We start from the raw sequence: 14556 nt of genomic DNA, 5'->3' as shown, positions 1-14556 counted from the left end.
ACCGCCGGTCCTGGACGTCCGGTCACGGACCGCCGGTCACGGACGCCCGGTCGGCGCCGCCGTGCGGCGGCTGCCGGGCCGTCCGGGGGCGGCCCGGGTCAGGGGCGTCCCCGCTGCCCGCGCAGGTGCTCCGCGATGGGCTTGAGCGCCTTGTCGAGTTCGGTCAGGGATTCGGGGGCCAGCAGGTCGATGAAGTGCCGTCGTACGGACGCCACGTGGTGGGGCGCGACCTTCTGCATGGTCTCCATGCCGTGCTCGGTCAGCACGGCGTACAGGCCCCGGCGGTCCGACTCGCAGTTCTCGCGGCGGACCAGGTCCGCGTTCTCCATGCGGGTGATCTGGTGCGAGAGCCGGCTCTTGGACTGCAGGGTGGCGGAGGCGAGGTCGCTCATCCGCATCCGGCGGTCCTCCGACTCGGAGAGGTTCACCAGGATTTCGTAGTCGTTCATCGTCAGGCCGAACGGCTGCAGGTCCTTCTCCAGCTGGTAGGTCAACAGCTTGTTGACTTCCAGATGAGTGCGCCAGGCACACTGCTCCGCATCGCTCAGCCAGCGCGTGGCCGTCTCGGTCTCCATGTATGCAGTCTACCTAAGAAGTTGAAAGGCGAACTAGTAAGGCATTCCGTGTGACTGCGTGCACGCGTTCGATGTCACACTCCGCAGACTACCGCTCACAGCCCGAAGCGACGCTGGAGGTCTCCCAGCTGTCCGGGAAGCCGCGGTCCGCCCGCCGCTGGTCCGGACCCACCGGAACCGCCGCCTCCGGGCACCCCCGGCTGCGCCGGAGGCGCCCCCGTGGCCTGCTCGGGCATCAGTGTCTCCGAGGACTGCAGCAGCACCGTCCCGGCCCCCACGAACTCGAACTGGTGCTCCTCGCCGGACGCCCCGCCCAGGCCCGTCATCGCACGTAGACCGCCCATGACGCCGGTCAGGTAGCCGTGGTCGTAGTGGTGGCACGGAGACGGGCAGTCGGCCCAGCCGACCAGCGCCTGCGGGTCCACCCGGACCGGGGGTTCCATGAAGACCACCGGACCGTTGGACGCGGCCACGAACTTTCCGGTTCCGATCAGGGTCAGGAAACCCGGCACGATCGATTGCTTCAGTGACAGACTTGGCTGAAAAGCGAGCAAGTTGCCGGAGCGAATGGTCAGGTTACCGTCCTCCAGGTCGTACGAATTGACGTCGAAGGCCCGGTCGGCGAGCAGCATCTTGCCCGCGCCCTCCGCCACGACCCAGTCGCTCGCGTGCAGTGGCGAATGGAACGAGGTGCGGACAATCCGGTCGAGCCGGCCGTGCCCGATGCCGTTGAATTCGATCGACCCGTAGTAGGCGATCATCTTCCCCTTCTGCAGGAACCACTGGCTCCCGGTGAGCTCCACGCAGAACGTGTAGGGGTCGACGTTGTCGTCGGCCGGCAGGGTCGTCGGGTCGAACACCGTCGGGCCGGTGCCCGGGGCGGGGTAGGTGCTCACAGCTTCTCCTCCGAGGCCTGGACGTAGACCGCACCGCTGCCGCTCAACTCCAGCTGGAACGCCTCGCCGGAGCCGCGGCCCACCATGTCCCGCCAGCCCAGGGCGGTCGACAGCTTGTTGCGGACGTCGCCGTGGTGGGCGACGTAGGCCTGCGGGTCGACGTGCACGGGACGCTGCGGGGTGATCGGGAGCTCGATGACCCCGCCGTGGGCCATGACGGCGACGGCGCCGTGGCTCCGCAGGGTCGTGGTGAACAGCCCCTGCCCGGAGACCTGGCCCCGCACGACGCCCATCACACCGCCCTGCGAGCCGAGGAAGACGGTCCCCTGTTCCAGCGTGCCCTCGAAGGCCAGCAGGCGGTCCGCCTCGACGTAGAGGGTGTCCCCGGAGAGGTCGATCACCTGGATGTGGTGGCCGCCGTGCCCGAACAGCACGCTGCCGCTGCCCTCGACGGTCATCAGCGGCGTCGCCTCGCCCGCCACCCGCCGCCCGATCATCGACCGCACCCCGCCCTGGCCGCCGGTCAGGTTGGGGGTGAAGGAGACGTCCCCCTGGTAGGCGAGCATCGCGCCGCGCTGGCTGAACAGCCTCCGGCCGGGCGTCACCGTCGCCCGGATCATCTTGGAGTTGATCTCCTCGAAGCCCATGTCACACGTCTCCCGCGATCGTGTTCCGCTCGCTGGGCTGCACGTAGACCAGACCGTCGCCCTCGAAGCGGATCTGGAACGCCTCGCCGCCGCCCTCGCCCAGCAGCGTGCGGAAGGTCACCCCGGACTGGAGCGACTGCCGCAGGTTCCCCCGGTGCGCCACGTACGCGCCGGGGTCGACGGTCAGCGGGTACTGCGGCCCGACCCGCAGCAGGACCGCCGGTCCGTCCGACATGATCGCCACCTGACCGTGCCCCTCCACCGTGGTGGTGAACAGCCCGTTGCCCTGCGAGGCGCCCCGCAGCCCGGTGAAGGTGGTCCCGGTGCGCAGGCCGGCGTCCGCCGCCAGCAGGTTGCTCGACTCGACGTACAGCGTGTCGCCCTGCAGCCCGACGAGGTTGATCTCGGCGGCCCGGTCGGCGAACCAGCAGGTCCCGTTGCCCTTCACCTCCATCACGGCCATCTGCTCACCGGTCAGCCGCCGGGTCACCATCCCCCGGATGCCCTCGCCGCCCCCGCTGAGCTTCTTGAACGTCATGTCGCCGTCGTACGCGACCATCGAGCCGTTCTTCGCCTTCACGGCATCCCCGGTCATGTCGACGGCGAGCACCTTGCTGCTCTGAAGTCGGAACATCGCCACATCGGTGACCGTAGCCGGACTTCTGCCCCCTCGGACAGGTCCGCGCGGCGCGGGCGGACCCCCTCCGGTGATCGCGGAGGGCGTTTGCCAGAATGGGAGCACGCTTGTGCGTGCGTTCACAAACCGTCAGACCGTCGAAGCCGACGTCTCTCCCATCGAAGGTGACCCGTGGACCTCAAGACCGCCGCCGCCCTCCGCCGACTCCGCCTGGTCTCGGGCCCCGAGGCGATCTCCTTCCTCGTCCTGCTCGTCTGCTCGGTCCTGAAGCGGACCACCGACTTCAACGCCGTCCCGGTCATGGGCGCGATCCACGGCATCCTGGTCGTGCTCTACCTGGTCTTCTGGGCCGACGCCTGGAACCGCGCCAAGTGGTCGCTGAAGACGGCCGTCTTCTACTTCCTGATGATGGTCCTGCCCACCGGCGGCTTCTTCGCCGAGCGCCGGCTCAAGCGTGAGGCCGAGGACGCCGTCATCGCCTCCCGCGCCCGCACCGAGGGGGTCGTGAGCGCGTGATCGTCGCCTTCTCCGTGACGCCGCTCGGGGTCGGCGAGGACGTGGGGGAGTACGTCGCCGACGCCGTGCGGGTGGTCCGCGAGTCCGGGCTGCCGAACCGCACCGACGCCATGTTCACCTCGGTGGAGGGGGAGTGGGACGAGGTGATGGACGTGGTGAAGCGCGCGGTGGCCGCCGTCGAGGCGCGGGCACCGCGGGTCTCCCTCGTCCTCAAGGCGGACATCCGCCCCGGCGTGACCGACGGGCTCACCGGCAAGGTCGACACCGTCGAACGGCACCTGGCCGCCGCCCCCGGGGAGACCGACCGGGCCTGACCCGCCCCCGGTGGGACCCGGCCCGGGTTCCGCCGGCGGCCGGGGGCACCGCCCCCGAGGGCGCCGCCCGCGCTCAGGGGCGCGCCGCTCGCCGCAGGCGGTGCCGGACCGCCCGCTGGGCCACCGGGCCGAGGTCCTCGAACGCGGCCACCAGAACACCCAGGTGCTCCAGGGCGCCCAGCGCCGCGTCCGCCCCGGCCGCGTCCACCCCCTCGTACAGCTCGATGCCGACGAAGGACGCCGCCACCGCCCGGGCCAGTCCGCCGACGTCGGCGAACTCGCCGAACGGGGTGGCCGGCAGCAACCGCGCCAGGACCCGTTCGATCTCCGCGATCCACAGGTCCAGTCCCGCGGCGGTCGCCGTCGCGAGCGTGTCCTGCGTCTGGGCGCCGGCCAGCAGCTGGCCGAGCACCGCCACGTTGCCCGCGGCGCGCTCCTCCTCGTGCATCGCCCGGCCGAAGGCCAGCAGCTCGGAGAGGGTGCCGACGGCCGCCAGCCGGGGACCGTAGCGGGCGATCCGCTGCTGCGTGGCGTGCCGGCAGGCGGCGGAGAGCAGTTCCTCCACCGAACCGAAGTGGTAGAAGACCAGGGCCTGGTTGACCCCCGCGGCGGCCGCGACGGTGCGGGCCGAGACCTTGGTGATGCCCTGCTCGGCCAGCGTCCGCAGGGCGCCGTCCAGCAGCTTGGCCTTGGTGTCCCGGGCCGCGCTCATGCGCGCCGCTCCTCGCGCACCGGGCGCAGGCCGGGCCGCACCCCGCACGCGCGGACGTCGTGGTACGCGGCGGTGAACGTGCCCTCGTAGCCGAAGAGCGGGCCGAACCGGCGGTTGGTGACGCTCACGCGGATGCGGAAGCGGCCGGTGCGGTCGTCGAAGGACTCCCGGACCTCGGCCTCGGCGCCGATCGCTCCGGGGACGCGCACGTCCACCGGGCCCTCGCGGAAGCGGTGCTCCCCCGAGCGGATCAGCAGGGAACCGTCGGGCTCGGCGCTCAGGCGCAGCTCGGTGGCGAGGTGCTGGTGGGTGCCGAGGTAGTCGAGGATCCGGTCGCCGCCGGGAGCGAGCACCATCTGGGCGTCGAAGCGGCGGGGACGGCCGGGCAGCCGGAAGGTACGCACGAAGGTCACCGTCTCACGCCCGAAGCCGTCGGTGTACGGCACGTTCTCGATGGTGAAGGGGACGTCACGGCCCTGCCGGGGCACGAGGATGTTCCGGGTGCCGCCCAGCGCGAGGAACGGCTTGACGAACGCCCGGCCGTGCCAGACGCGGTCCATCACGCCGCGGCCGGTGCAGGCCTCGCCGCTCGCCAGGCCGACGGAGAAGCGGCGGCGCAGTTCCGGGTGCAGCCGGTCGAAGGCGTCGCCCATCGCGGTGCGGAAGATCGAGGTCATCGCGGCAGCTCCAGGGTGTGCAGCAGGCGCGGCGCACGGGCCCGGTCGGGCGGGGTGCGCAGACAGCGCCGGGCCGCCGGGGTGCGGGGCGAGGGCGGCGCGAAGAGGGCCGCGCAGACGGCCACCGCCGGCAGCAGCGGGACGAGGTAGGCCGCGGCCGGGGGGAGCTCGGCGGGCCGCAGCGCGAGGGCGGTGCCGGCGGCCGTGACGGCCACCACGCGCAGCGTCAGGTCCGCGAGCCAGTTGCGGCGGGCCCGCTCCGGGGTGACGCCCTCCTCCAGCCAGAGCCGCAGCCGGTCGAAGGACCACGCCGTCGCCCAGCCCATCAGGGGGCGCAGCACCAGCCGGTCGGCGAGGGCGCCGAAGCGTCCCCAGCGGGGCCGGTAGTCGTAGCCGGTGAGGAACCGCACGCCGTCGCCGTCCGGGACGTAGCGCCAGTAGCCGCTGCCCTCGGCGAGCAGGGAGAGCGGGTGGCCGGAGGAGAACCGCAGGGCGGAGGTGCGGGTGCCGTCCGGCCGGTGCCGCTCGCCCGCCGCGACGCCGGTCCCGGAGACGGTGAGGAACGGCAGCACCCGGGTCGCGTAGCGGAACCGCTGCGGCTCGCCGTCGGCGCGCGGCAGGTACGTGATCTCGGTGAACCGCAGGTCCCATCGCTGGTGCCGGCTCGGCTCCTGCGTCCGGTCCCAGATCTCCTCCAGGCCGGATCTCACCCGTGTCTCGACGTACAGCCCCATGGTGCCCCCAGGTCGGCCGGTGGTTTTGAGCGAATGCTCAAACGCGGTGCGGCGCAGCGTAGCGGGTTTTGAGCACTCGCTCAAACGGTGCGGGCTGCGGCGCGGGCGACCGAACCGCGAGACGGAGCTGACCACCATATGACCGGCCGGTAGGGTCTGGACCGTGCCGAAGCCGCTCAGTCTCTCGTTCGATCCCATCGCCCGCGCCGACGAATTGTGGAAGCAGCGCTGGGGCAGCGTGCCCTCCATGGCCGCGATCACGTCGATCATGCGCGCGCACCAGATCCTGCTGGCCGAGGTCGACGCGGTGGTCAAGCCCTACGGGCTCACGTTCGCGCGCTACGAGGCGCTCGTGCTGCTCACCTTCTCCAAGGCGGGCGAACTGCCGATGTCCAAGATCGGCGAGCGGCTGATGGTGCATCCCACGTCCGTGACGAACACGGTCGACCGCCTGGTCCGCTCCGGCCTCGTCTCCAAGCGCCCCAACCCCAACGACGGCCGCGGCACCCTGGCGGCCATCACCGCCAAGGGGCGCGAGGTCGTCGAGTCGGCCACCCGGGACCTGATGGCCATGGACTTCGGCCTGAGCGCCTACGACGCCGAGGAGTGCACGGAACTCTTCGCCATGCTGCGGCCGCTGCGGCTGGCGGCGGGGGACTTCGAGGGGGAGTGAGGCCCGTCAGCTTGTCGACGGTCCTCACACGTAGGGATGGGTTCCAGCCCCGGAGGGCTGCAGAAACGCTCGGCCAGTCGGCTCGCGTCGGGAAACTGGTGGCCGGCCTTCAAGCGGAAGGCCGGCTTCCACGTCGATCGTCGAGGAGTCCGAGGGTGCGCCTTCGTCATTTCGCCCACCGTCTGTCCGCTTCCTTCACCGTGCTGGCGCTCTGCGCTCTGGGCAGCCTGGGCGCGGCCGGCCCGGCTCATGCCGGCGCAACGGGGTCCAGCGCCATCGGCACCTTCTCGTACGAGGTGCGGGGCGCGACCGTGACCGTCCCCGTCGGCTGTTTCCTGACCCATTCCATCAGCGGCTCGGGAAAGCGGATCACCGGGCAGATGGCGGGGGCCGACTGCATGGGGCTGGCCGCGACCTTCTCCCGGTTCTGCAACTGGAGGATCGACTTCGCCTTCGCCGACACCAACGGGCGGACGTACCTGACCTCTCGGGGGGCCACACATGCCGAGTGTGACGGGGCGCCCCTGCGGCGGGCCGGAGCGCGGACCCTGCCCACGTACGGGAAGGCGTGCGCGAAGCTCCACATCAACGGCAAGCTGCGCGCGACGCAGTGCCACTACATCACCAAGTGACGTGGTGGCGCCGCCGGGGTGGAGGTCAGGCCCCCACGGGAGCGGGGTCGGTGTCCTTGGTGATGAGCGGCTCGGCCTCGCGGGTCACGCGCCGCTCGACGAAGAAGGCCGCCGTGGGGACGGTGCCGGCCAGCAGTACCCACAGCTGGCGCCCCACCGGCATCCTCATCTTGTGACCGAGGTCGAAGGCGAAGATCAGGTACAGCACGTAGAGCCAGCCGTGGGCGATGCCGACCACCGACACGAAGCCGTCGAAGCCGCTCATGCCCAGCAGGCGCTTGCCGATCACGCCCACGGTCAGCAGGACCAGGAGGACTGCGGTGATGTAGGCCATCACCCGGTAGCGGGTCAGGACGCTCTTCTTCATGGCGTCGAGGGTAGCCGGTGCCGTATCGGGCTCCGTACCCCCGTCCTGGCGTGCACCGCTGTCCTTTACTAGGACGTCCTAGTAAATTCAGTGGTATGGACGCTCACGCCATCGAAGAGGGCCGCCGGCGCTGGCAGGCCCGGTACGACAGCGCGCGGAAGCGGGAGGCCGACTTCACCACCCTGTCCGGGGATCCGGTGGAGCCGGTCTACGGGCCCCGGCCGGGCGACGCCTACGAGGGGTTCGAGCGGATCGGGTGGCCCGGGGAGTTCCCCTTCACCCGGGGGCTGTACCCGACCGGGTACCGGGGGCGGACCTGGACCATCCGGCAGTTCGCGGGGTTCGGCAACGCCGAGCAGACCAACGAGCGGTACCGCACGATCCTCCGCAACGGCGGGGGCGGGCTGTCCGTCGCCTTCGACATGCCGACCCTGATGGGCCGCGACTCCGACGACCCGCGCTCCCTCGGCGAGGTCGGGCACTGCGGGGTGGCCGTCGACTCCGCGGCCGACATGGAGGTCCTGTTCCGGGACATCCCCCTCGGTGACGTGACGACGTCGATGACCATCAGCGGGCCCGCGGTGCCCGTCTTCTGCATGTACCTCGTCGCCGCCGAACGGCAGGGCGTCGACCCCGCCGTGCTCAACGGCACGCTCCAGACGGACATCTTCAAGGAGTACATCGCGCAGAAGGAGTGGCTGTTCCAGCCGGAGCCGCACCTGCGCCTGATCGGCGACCTGATGGAGCACTGCGCGGCCGGCATCCCCGCCTACAAGCCGCTGTCCGTCTCCGGCTACCACATCCGCGAGGCCGGGGCGACGGCCGCGCAGGAGCTCGCCTACACGCTCGCGGACGGCTTCGGGTACGTGGAGCTCGGCCTCAGCCGCGGGCTGGACGTCGACGTCTTCGCGCCGGGGCTGTCCTTCTTCTTCGACGCGCACGTCGACTTCTTCGAGGAGATCGCCAAGTTCCGCGCCGCCCGCCGCATCTGGGCGCGCTGGATGCGGGACGTGTACGGCGCCCGCAGCGAGAAGGCGCAGTGGCTGCGCTTCCACACCCAGACCGCCGGCGTCTCGCTGACCGCCCAGCAGCCGTACAACAACGTCGTGCGCACGGCCGTGGAGGCGCTGGCCGCCGTGCTCGGCGGGACCAACTCGCTGCACACCAACGCCCTCGACGAGACCCTGGCCCTGCCCAGCGAGCAGGCCGCCGAGATCGCCCTGCGCACCCAGCAGGTGCTCATGGAGGAGACCGGCGTCGTCAACGTCGCCGACCCGCTGGGCGGCTCCTGGTACGTCGAGCAGCTCACCGACCGCATCGAGGCCGAGGCGGAGAAGATCTTCGAGCAGATCAAGGAGCGCGGTCTGCGGGCCCACCCGGACGGGCGGCACCCGATCGGGCCGGTCACCTCGGGCATCCTGCGCGGCATCGAGGACGGCTGGTTCACCGGCGAGATCGCCGAGTCGGCGTTCCGCTACCAGCAGGCGCTGGAGAAGGGCGACAAGAAGGTCGTCGGCGTCAACGTGCACACCGGGTCCGTCACCGGTGACCTGGAGATCCTGCGGGTCAGCCACGAGGTGGAGCGCGAGCAGGTCCGGCTGCTCGGCGAGCGCAGGGCCGCCCGCGACGACGCGCGGGTGCGCGGCGCGCTGGACGCCATGGTCGGGGCGGCCCGCTCCGGCGCCAACATGATCGAACCCATGCTGGACGCCGTACGGGCCGAGGCCACCCTGGGCGAGATCTGCGGGGTGCTCCGGGAGGAGTGGGGCGTCTACACCGAACCGGCGGGCTTCTAGAGAACCCGGGCCCGTTCCGCCCCGGGCCCGTTCCGCCCCGGCCGGTTCCGCCTACGCCGCCGGGGCGGCGGCCAGCCCCGACAGCATGACCCGGGTGAAGGACCGCACCCACTCCCCGTCGGCCGGCGCCGCGCTCACCAGGGTCCGGTGCACCACGGCCCCGGCCACCATGTCGAAGATGAGGTCCACCGTGCGGGCGGACTGCTCCGGGTCCGTCTCGGGCGGCAGCTCGCCCCGGGCCTGTGCCCGCGCCCGCCCGGTGCGCACCAATCGTTTCTGCCGCTCCACGATCGAGGAGCGGATCCGCTCGCGCAGCGCCTCGTCCCGGGTCGCCTCGGCGACCACCGCCATGAGCCCGCTGCGGGCCTCCGGGCGGGCCAGGATGGCGGCGAACTGCAGCACCACGCCCTCGATGTCGGCGGCCAGCGAACCGCGGTCCGGCAGGCACAGCTCGTCGAAGAGTTCCGCGACGGCGTCCACGACCAGCTCGTTCTTGCCCGCCCAGCGGCGGTAGAGGGTGGTCTTGGCGACCCCGGCACGGGCCGCGACGTCCCCCAGGGTGAGCCGCGACCAGCCGAGCTCGACCAGGGCCGCACGCGTGGCGGCCAGGATCGCGGCGTCCGCGTCGGCGCTGCGCGGACGCCCGGTGCGGGCGGCGGGGGTGCGGCTGTGCATGGCACGACCTTAGCCAGCGGCCGGTTCCGTGCGTCCGTGAGAGAGATCACCGCACGGGGCTCCTCCGCGGCGCCGGCTTACCGTTACGCTACGACCCGTAGCGAAAGCGCGCGCAGACCGGCGCGCCCGAGCGACGACCACCCGGGGCCCTACGGGCGCCACCGGGCGCGGGGTGGGGACCCGGCGCCCAACACCACACGTACGCCTGGCTTTCCGGGCGCTTTTCACACGCACGCGGGGTACGGGGGAGGATAGACCCATGCAGCCACGGAACATGTCCATGAGCGGGGTCGTCGACCTCGCCGCGGTGAAGGCGGCCCAGGAGGCCAAGGCGAAGGCGGAGCAGGCGCGCGCCGAAGCGGCCCGGCAGGGCGGCGGGGGTGCCGTCTCCCCGGCCGATCTCGTCATCGACGTCGACGAGGCCGGGTTCGAACGCGACGTCCTGCAGCGGTCCACCGAGGTCCCGGTCGTCATCGACTTCTGGGCCGAGTGGTGCGAGCCCTGCAAGCAGCTCAGCCCCGTCCTGGAGCGGCTCGCCGTCGAGTACGACGGCCGCTTCCTGCTCGCCAAGATCGACGTCGACGCCAACCAGATGCTGATGCAGCAGTTCGGCATCCAGGGCATCCCCGCGGTCTTCGCGGTGGTGGCCGGGCAGGCCCTGCCCCTCTTCCAGGGCGCCGCCGGCGAGGCGCAGATCCGCCAGACCCTGGACCAGCTGGTGCAGGTCGCCGAGCAGCGTTTCGGCCTGACCGGCCTCACCGTCGACCCGGAGGCCGAGCCGGGCGGTGCCACCGCCCCGGCCGCGGCCGAGGTGCCCGCGGGGCCGTACGACGCCCTCCTGGAGGCCGCCGTGCAGGCGCTGGACTCCGGTGACCTGGGCGGCGCCATCCAGGCGTACCGCAACGTGCTCGCCGACGACCCCGGGAACCCGGAGGCCAAGCTGGGCCTGGTCCAGGCCGAGTTGCTGCAGCGCGTGCAGGGCCTCGACCCGCAGAAGGTGCGCGCCGAGGCCGCCGAGAAGCCGGGCGACGCCCGGGCGCAGATCGCCGCCGCCGACCTGGACCTGGTGGGCGGCCACGTCGAGGACGCGTTCGGCCGCCTCATCGAGACGGTCGGCCGCACGGCGGGCGACGAGCGGGAGGCGGCGCGGGTGCGGCTGCTGGAGCTGTTCGAGGTCGTCGGCGCGGAGGACCCGCGGGTGACCGCGGCCCGCAGGGCGCTGGCCCGCGCGCTGTTCTGACGCGCTCCGCCCTGGGGCGGAGCCGGGCACCCGGGCCGGACGGCTGTTTTGTCCGGTTCCGGGCCCGTGGTGCCCGAGTGGGTGACTGGCCGACGGGTGTCCGTGCGACCGCGCTTTGCCAAAACTTGGCAATCGCGGCAGCTGTTACTGCGAGTAAGTCGCGGGCGCCGGTCTGTCGGTTTCTGTCCATTGATCAACAGCTTTGTACGCCCCCTCCAGGACACCCAGCGTCGCCGCACGGGGCCGCTGGGTCGTCCCGCGGTTATCCGGCCGTTACTAGCGAGTAACGAACCCCCTTGTGCGGGCGGCGAGAATGCACCACGATCGGCGACGCTCGGTCCCTTCCCTCCCCCCGACAGCCGGTCGGGTCAGGGAGACCCTGGGTCCCCACCGAGCAGGGCCGGCGGCCGTCGCCACCGGCTCTTGGACAGGGGGGTCTTCGTCCACCCGGCGAAGCCTGTCCAGCAGGTTGTGCGTGATGCGTGTCAGGCGCGACCAGTGGTTGTCGCTCGGGGGTGATCGCCGGTGATTCGGGCGCAGTGTGCGCCGCCGAGTGCGGGCGCTCCCCTTCCGAGGACGTAGCACTTCTCCCATCCCTGTCCGGCCGTCCGCCGACTGGCGGCGCGTCAGGACAGGAGATGTACGTCCGAGAAGGAGGAAATATGGAGTCCCAGGTGCGTGGCGGGACCAGATGGAAGCGGTTCGCTGTGGTCATGGTGCCCAGCGTCGCCGCCACGGCAGCGATAGGTGTCGCCCTCGCGCAGGGTGCTCTCGCCGCTTCGTTCAGCGTGTCGGGCCAGTCGTTCAAGGTCACCACGAAGGAGCTCGTCGGTACGGGCTTCTCGCAGTACGGCGCCCTTGACGAGGGGTACACCCTCACCGGCAAGAAGACGGTCCACCCCGTCGCGGTCTCGGCGTTCAAGTCGGCGACCATCAAGAGCCTGTGCCAGTCGGTCGTCACCCCGAACATTCCGGTGCTCGGGAACGTCAGCCTGATCCTGCGCGCCGGTGACGGTGCTCAGCCGGTCGAGGCCGAGAACCTGTACATCGACGTGGCCGACCTCAACGCCGATGCCACGTTCACGAACATCGACATCGGTGTGGCCGCCAAGGACGCCAACAAGGGTCCGGGCATGAAGGGCGGCAACGAGCAGGCCAACCCGTACGGGTTCGCCCAGCAGGCCGACAAGGCCGTCCTGAAGGACGTGAAGCAGACGGCGTGGGCGACCACCGCCGGAACCTTCAAGCTCAGCGGCCTGAAGATGTCGCTGTCGACGGGTGTCAAGGAGTGCTACTAAGCACTCCTTGACGGGCGGGGGAGCCGGTGGCGCCCCCGCCCGTCCACCTTCCCGCCGCGCGTGGTCACGCGCGGCGCACATCACCACCACAGCAATGCCGTACCAGGGAGCTGTTTTCCATGAGCGCCGAGACTCCTGCCGCCGCCGGCCAGTTCACCCGCCGAAGGCTGCAGTTCCGCGCCTGGCGGGGTGAACGGCCGTTCTGGGCCGGGTTGTTCGTCCTGCTCGCCGGACTCCCCATCGCCTACTTCCCGTACGCCAACCTCCAGATCGGACACCTGACGCTCGCCATGGCGACCACGGCGGGCGCCGGGTCCCTGATCATCGGCGTGCTGCTCGTCGTCCTCGGTGTCAGCCTCTGGTTCCAGAAGCACGTCCGGGTCTTCGCGGGAGTCGCGGCGATCCTCCTCGGGCTCGTGTCCATCCCCGTGTCCAACTTCGGCGGCTTCCTCATCGGCTTCCTGCTCGCCCTCATCGGCGGAGCGATGGCCGTGGCCTGGGCGCCGGGTGTGCCGCCCGCGGAGCAGCCGCCGGCGGACGGCGGGCACACGGACGGCGCCCCGGAGGGTGCGGCGGACGAGACCACGGCCCTGCCGCCGGTCGAGGGCCCCGCGGCGGTGGACGAGCCGCATGATCTGTCAGGAACGAGCCCGGGGAACGGGGCGAACGGGAGGCACAGTGCCGGCTGACGAGGCGACCCGCGGGGCTGACGCGGAGAAGTCCCGCGCGAGAACCGGGCCGCGGCACGCGGCACCCAGGAAGCCGCTGTTCACCCGCTTCCACATGCCGGCGGGCAAGGCGATAGCCATCGCGGCGATGCCGACCGCCGTCCTGATGGGCATGGGGTTCACTCCGACGCTCGCGCAGGCGGACGACCAGCCGACGTCCAGGAGCCTGACCGCCGACGAGTTCAAGGACTGTCTGGCGGCCCTGGAGGAGGCCGAGAAGGGCGACAAGGACGACACGGACGAGGAGGACGGCGACGACGCCTCCGCCTCGCCCACGCCGTCCCCCTCGGCGAGCGCCACCGCGTCGCCCGGTGAGGACACCGGCGAGCCCGCCGCGTCCTCCGCCGCCGACGGCAAGGGTGCCGACGCGGACGCGCAGAAGGGCCGTGCCTCTTCGCCGGATTCAGGTTCCGACGACAAGGCCGAGCCCGCGCCCGCCCCGTCCGCGAGCGCCGGGGAGACCACCGAGCCGGAGCCCTCCCCGTCGGAGACCGACCGCAACGTCCTGGAGAAGATCGGCGACGCCCTCAAGGACGTCTTCACCCCGAAGGACAAGGAGGCCGAGCAGAGCCCGGCCCCGTCCGTGAGCGGCGAACCGGCCGAGGACCCGGCCGCTGCCGCGAAGGAGACCACGGCGAAGACCGCGGACCCCGCCGCCGGGAAGCCGGACGCGTCCGAGAAGGCCGACGGCGGACCGGCCGGTGCGGACCAGGACGCCGGCCCGGCGGACGAGGAGTCCGGCGAGCCGGAGGAGGAGGCCACCGAGACCCCGCAGGCCGAGGCCACCCCGTCGCCGAGCCCGTCCGAGACGTCCACCACCGGCCTGGAGGACTGCCCGGTCGCCACGGACGCCGAGGGCGGTGTCGACAACACGGTGCCGCTGCCCGACGACCCCTGGTTCCTGAACGCCAGTTCGCTGCTGCTGAAGGGCGCCGACTACAAGGGCATCGTCCAGGTGCGGACCGCCGACGGCAGCACCAAGAAGGTCCTGAAGTACGTCGTCTCCGACGGCACCGACATCGGCGACCTGCACCAGACGGTCAAGGACAAGCAGTCCGGCAAGACCTACCACGTGCGGGCGGCGAAGGGCTCGACGTCCACGATCCGCGACGGCGACACCGTCATGTACACGGAGAGCATCTCCGGGAAGCTGCTCGGGCTGATCCCGATCACCTTCGACCCGGAGCACCCGCCGCCGCTGAACATCCCGCTGATCTACTTCACCGACGTGACGGTGCAGCAGGCCGGCCAGTTCGGCGGAACCCTCCACATCCCCGGGCTGCACCAGTTCGTGGACTAGGACTCTCGTCCGGATCACGCCGGGCTCGCGGGCCCTCGTCCGGACCCCGCCGGGATCCGGACCGCAACGCCGCACCCGCGCCGTGTCCCGCCGCGCACTCGCCCACGCCCGACGGCGCCCCCTGCCACCAGGGGGCGCC

18 protein-coding genes are annotated in these 14556 nt (G+C 71.7%); 9 read left to right on the top strand and 9 right to left on the bottom strand.

Annotation, left to right across the window (positions count from 1 at the left end; genetic code table 11):
• Positions 1-98 precede the first annotated feature (98 nt).
• From ACSU53_RS09120 to ACSU53_RS09105, 4 genes are all read right to left on the bottom strand, one after another.
• The gene (locus ACSU53_RS09120; protein ID WP_437026282.1) at positions 99-575 is read right to left on the bottom strand and encodes a MarR family winged helix-turn-helix transcriptional regulator; all 477 of its coding nucleotides are present in this window, start codon (positions 573-575) and stop codon (positions 99-101) included.
• Positions 576-670: 95 nt separating this feature from the next.
• Positions 671-1471 (bottom strand): AIM24 family protein, encoded by an 801-nt coding sequence (locus ACSU53_RS09115; RefSeq protein WP_437026280.1) that lies wholly within the window; start codon positions 1469-1471, stop codon positions 671-673.
• Positions 1468-2118 carry an AIM24 family protein gene (locus ACSU53_RS09110; protein ID WP_437026278.1) on the bottom strand — a complete coding sequence of 217 codons (651 nt, stop codon included), beginning with the start codon at positions 2116-2118 and terminating at the stop codon, positions 1468-1470. The genes ACSU53_RS09115 and ACSU53_RS09110 overlap by 4 nt, the downstream gene beginning before the upstream one ends.
• Before the next feature lies 1 nt (position 2119).
• Positions 2120-2752 carry an AIM24 family protein gene (locus tag ACSU53_RS09105; protein WP_437026276.1) on the bottom strand — a complete coding sequence of 211 codons (633 nt, stop codon included), beginning with the start codon at positions 2750-2752 and terminating at the stop codon, positions 2120-2122.
• Positions 2753-2926: 174 nt separating this feature from the next.
• On the opposite strand from ACSU53_RS09105, the gene ACSU53_RS09100 reads away from it, so the two are divergent.
• Together ACSU53_RS09100 and ACSU53_RS09095 are read left to right on the top strand one after the other, a co-directional pair.
• Entirely contained in the window at positions 2927-3271 is a 345-nt protein-coding gene (locus tag ACSU53_RS09100; protein ID WP_437026275.1) for a DUF3817 domain-containing protein, read from the top strand.
• A complete protein-coding gene (locus ACSU53_RS09095) occupies positions 3268-3585 on the top strand; it encodes an MTH1187 family thiamine-binding protein (RefSeq protein WP_437026273.1) in 318 nt (105 codons plus the stop codon). The genes ACSU53_RS09100 and ACSU53_RS09095 overlap by 4 nt, the downstream gene beginning before the upstream one ends.
• Before the next feature lie 73 nt (positions 3586-3658).
• Here ACSU53_RS09095 and ACSU53_RS09090 read toward each other — a convergent pair whose 3' ends face one another.
• Genes ACSU53_RS09090 through ACSU53_RS09080 form a run of 3 tightly spaced genes read right to left on the bottom strand, consistent with a single transcriptional unit; the run spans position 3659 to position 5708 of the window.
• Positions 3659-4297 carry a TetR/AcrR family transcriptional regulator gene (locus ACSU53_RS09090; RefSeq protein ID WP_437026271.1) on the bottom strand — a complete coding sequence of 213 codons (639 nt, stop codon included), beginning with the start codon at positions 4295-4297 and terminating at the stop codon, positions 3659-3661.
• Positions 4294-4974 carry a DUF4166 domain-containing protein gene (locus tag ACSU53_RS09085; protein WP_437026269.1) on the bottom strand — a complete coding sequence of 227 codons (681 nt, stop codon included), beginning with the start codon at positions 4972-4974 and terminating at the stop codon, positions 4294-4296. Before ACSU53_RS09085 ends, ACSU53_RS09090 begins: the two co-directional genes overlap by 4 nt.
• Entirely contained in the window at positions 4971-5708 is a 738-nt protein-coding gene (locus ACSU53_RS09080) for a hypothetical protein (protein WP_437026267.1), read from the bottom strand. The genes ACSU53_RS09085 and ACSU53_RS09080 overlap by 4 nt, the downstream gene beginning before the upstream one ends.
• A gap of 163 nt (positions 5709-5871) precedes the next feature.
• Here ACSU53_RS09080 and ACSU53_RS09075 point away from each other — a divergent pair, with 163 nt between their 5' ends.
• Together ACSU53_RS09075 and ACSU53_RS09070 are read left to right on the top strand one after the other, a co-directional pair.
• The gene (locus ACSU53_RS09075; RefSeq protein WP_437026265.1) at positions 5872-6381 is read left to right on the top strand and encodes a MarR family winged helix-turn-helix transcriptional regulator; all 510 of its coding nucleotides are present in this window, start codon (positions 5872-5874) and stop codon (positions 6379-6381) included.
• 155 nt (positions 6382-6536) lie between these two features.
• On the top strand, positions 6537-7013 hold the full coding sequence (locus tag ACSU53_RS09070) for a hypothetical protein (RefSeq protein WP_437026263.1): 477 nt from the start codon (positions 6537-6539) through the stop codon (positions 7011-7013).
• Between the two features lie 25 nt (positions 7014-7038).
• Here ACSU53_RS09070 and ACSU53_RS09065 read toward each other — a convergent pair whose 3' ends face one another.
• On the bottom strand, positions 7039-7380 hold the full coding sequence (locus ACSU53_RS09065; protein WP_437026262.1) for a DUF3817 domain-containing protein: 342 nt from the start codon (positions 7378-7380) through the stop codon (positions 7039-7041).
• Positions 7381-7475: 95 nt separating this feature from the next.
• Between ACSU53_RS09065 and ACSU53_RS09060 the strand changes: the two genes are divergently transcribed.
• A complete protein-coding gene (locus tag ACSU53_RS09060; protein ID WP_437026260.1) occupies positions 7476-9176 on the top strand; it encodes an acyl-CoA mutase large subunit family protein in 1701 nt (566 codons plus the stop codon).
• A 51-nt stretch (positions 9177-9227) separates the two neighbouring features.
• Here the strand turns inward: ACSU53_RS09060 and ACSU53_RS09055 are convergent, their stop codons facing one another.
• Positions 9228-9851 carry a TetR/AcrR family transcriptional regulator gene (locus ACSU53_RS09055; RefSeq protein ID WP_437026258.1) on the bottom strand — a complete coding sequence of 208 codons (624 nt, stop codon included), beginning with the start codon at positions 9849-9851 and terminating at the stop codon, positions 9228-9230.
• A 259-nt stretch (positions 9852-10110) separates the two neighbouring features.
• Here ACSU53_RS09055 and ACSU53_RS09050 point away from each other — a divergent pair, with 259 nt between their 5' ends.
• From ACSU53_RS09050 to ACSU53_RS09035, 4 genes are all read left to right on the top strand, one after another.
• Complete coding sequence (locus ACSU53_RS09050) at positions 10111-11091, top strand: tetratricopeptide repeat protein (RefSeq protein WP_437026256.1); 981 nt, start codon at positions 10111-10113, stop codon at positions 11089-11091.
• Between the two features lie 662 nt (positions 11092-11753).
• Positions 11754-12389, top strand: coding sequence for a DUF6230 family protein (locus ACSU53_RS09045; protein ID WP_192231480.1), 636 nt, complete (start codon positions 11754-11756; stop codon positions 12387-12389).
• A 119-nt stretch (positions 12390-12508) separates the two neighbouring features.
• Positions 12509-13078: a DUF6114 domain-containing protein gene (locus ACSU53_RS09040; protein WP_437026254.1), complete on the top strand. Its 570-nt coding sequence runs from the start codon at positions 12509-12511 to the stop codon at positions 13076-13078.
• A complete protein-coding gene (locus tag ACSU53_RS09035; RefSeq protein ID WP_437026252.1) occupies positions 13068-14417 on the top strand; it encodes a hypothetical protein in 1350 nt (449 codons plus the stop codon). The genes ACSU53_RS09040 and ACSU53_RS09035 overlap by 11 nt, the downstream gene beginning before the upstream one ends.
• Positions 14418-14556: the final 139 nt, after the last annotated feature.

It is taken from the genome of Streptomyces sp. enrichment culture, assembly GCF_964273255.1.
Taxonomy (GTDB): Bacteria; Actinomycetota; Actinomycetes; order Streptomycetales; family Streptomycetaceae; genus Streptomyces.
The sequence above is the reverse complement of the archived record's forward strand: the minus strand, read 5'-3'. Positions and strand labels throughout refer to the sequence as shown.

What these genes read in the sequence shown, in the direction of transcription:
- ACSU53_RS09120 (WP_437026282.1), bottom strand. Translation starts at nt 575, where the DNA reads ATGGAGACCGAGACGGCCACGCGCTGGCTGAGCGATGCGGAGCAGTGT.
- ACSU53_RS09110 (WP_437026278.1), bottom strand. Translation starts at nt 2,118, where the DNA reads ATGGGCTTCGAGGAGATCAACTCCAAGATGATCCGGGCGACGGTGACG.
- ACSU53_RS09105 (WP_437026276.1), bottom strand. Translation starts at nt 2,752, where the DNA reads ATGTTCCGACTTCAGAGCAGCAAGGTGCTCGCCGTCGACATGACCGGG.
- ACSU53_RS09090 (WP_437026271.1), bottom strand. Translation starts at nt 4,297, where the DNA reads ATGAGCGCGGCCCGGGACACCAAGGCCAAGCTGCTGGACGGCGCCCTG.
- ACSU53_RS09085 (WP_437026269.1), bottom strand. Translation starts at nt 4,974, where the DNA reads ATGACCTCGATCTTCCGCACCGCGATGGGCGACGCCTTCGACCGGCTG.
- ACSU53_RS09080 (WP_437026267.1), bottom strand. Translation starts at nt 5,708, where the DNA reads ATGGGGCTGTACGTCGAGACACGGGTGAGATCCGGCCTGGAGGAGATC.
- ACSU53_RS09065 (WP_437026262.1), bottom strand. Translation starts at nt 7,380, where the DNA reads ATGAAGAAGAGCGTCCTGACCCGCTACCGGGTGATGGCCTACATCACC.
- ACSU53_RS09060 (WP_437026260.1), top strand. Translation starts at nt 7,476, where the DNA reads ATGGACGCTCACGCCATCGAAGAGGGCCGCCGGCGCTGGCAGGCCCGG.
- ACSU53_RS09055 (WP_437026258.1), bottom strand. Translation starts at nt 9,851, where the DNA reads ATGCACAGCCGCACCCCCGCCGCCCGCACCGGGCGTCCGCGCAGCGCC.
- ACSU53_RS09050 (WP_437026256.1), top strand. Translation starts at nt 10,111, where the DNA reads ATGCAGCCACGGAACATGTCCATGAGCGGGGTCGTCGACCTCGCCGCG.
- ACSU53_RS09045 (WP_192231480.1), top strand. Translation starts at nt 11,754, where the DNA reads ATGGAGTCCCAGGTGCGTGGCGGGACCAGATGGAAGCGGTTCGCTGTG.
- ACSU53_RS09040 (WP_437026254.1), top strand. Translation starts at nt 12,509, where the DNA reads ATGAGCGCCGAGACTCCTGCCGCCGCCGGCCAGTTCACCCGCCGAAGG.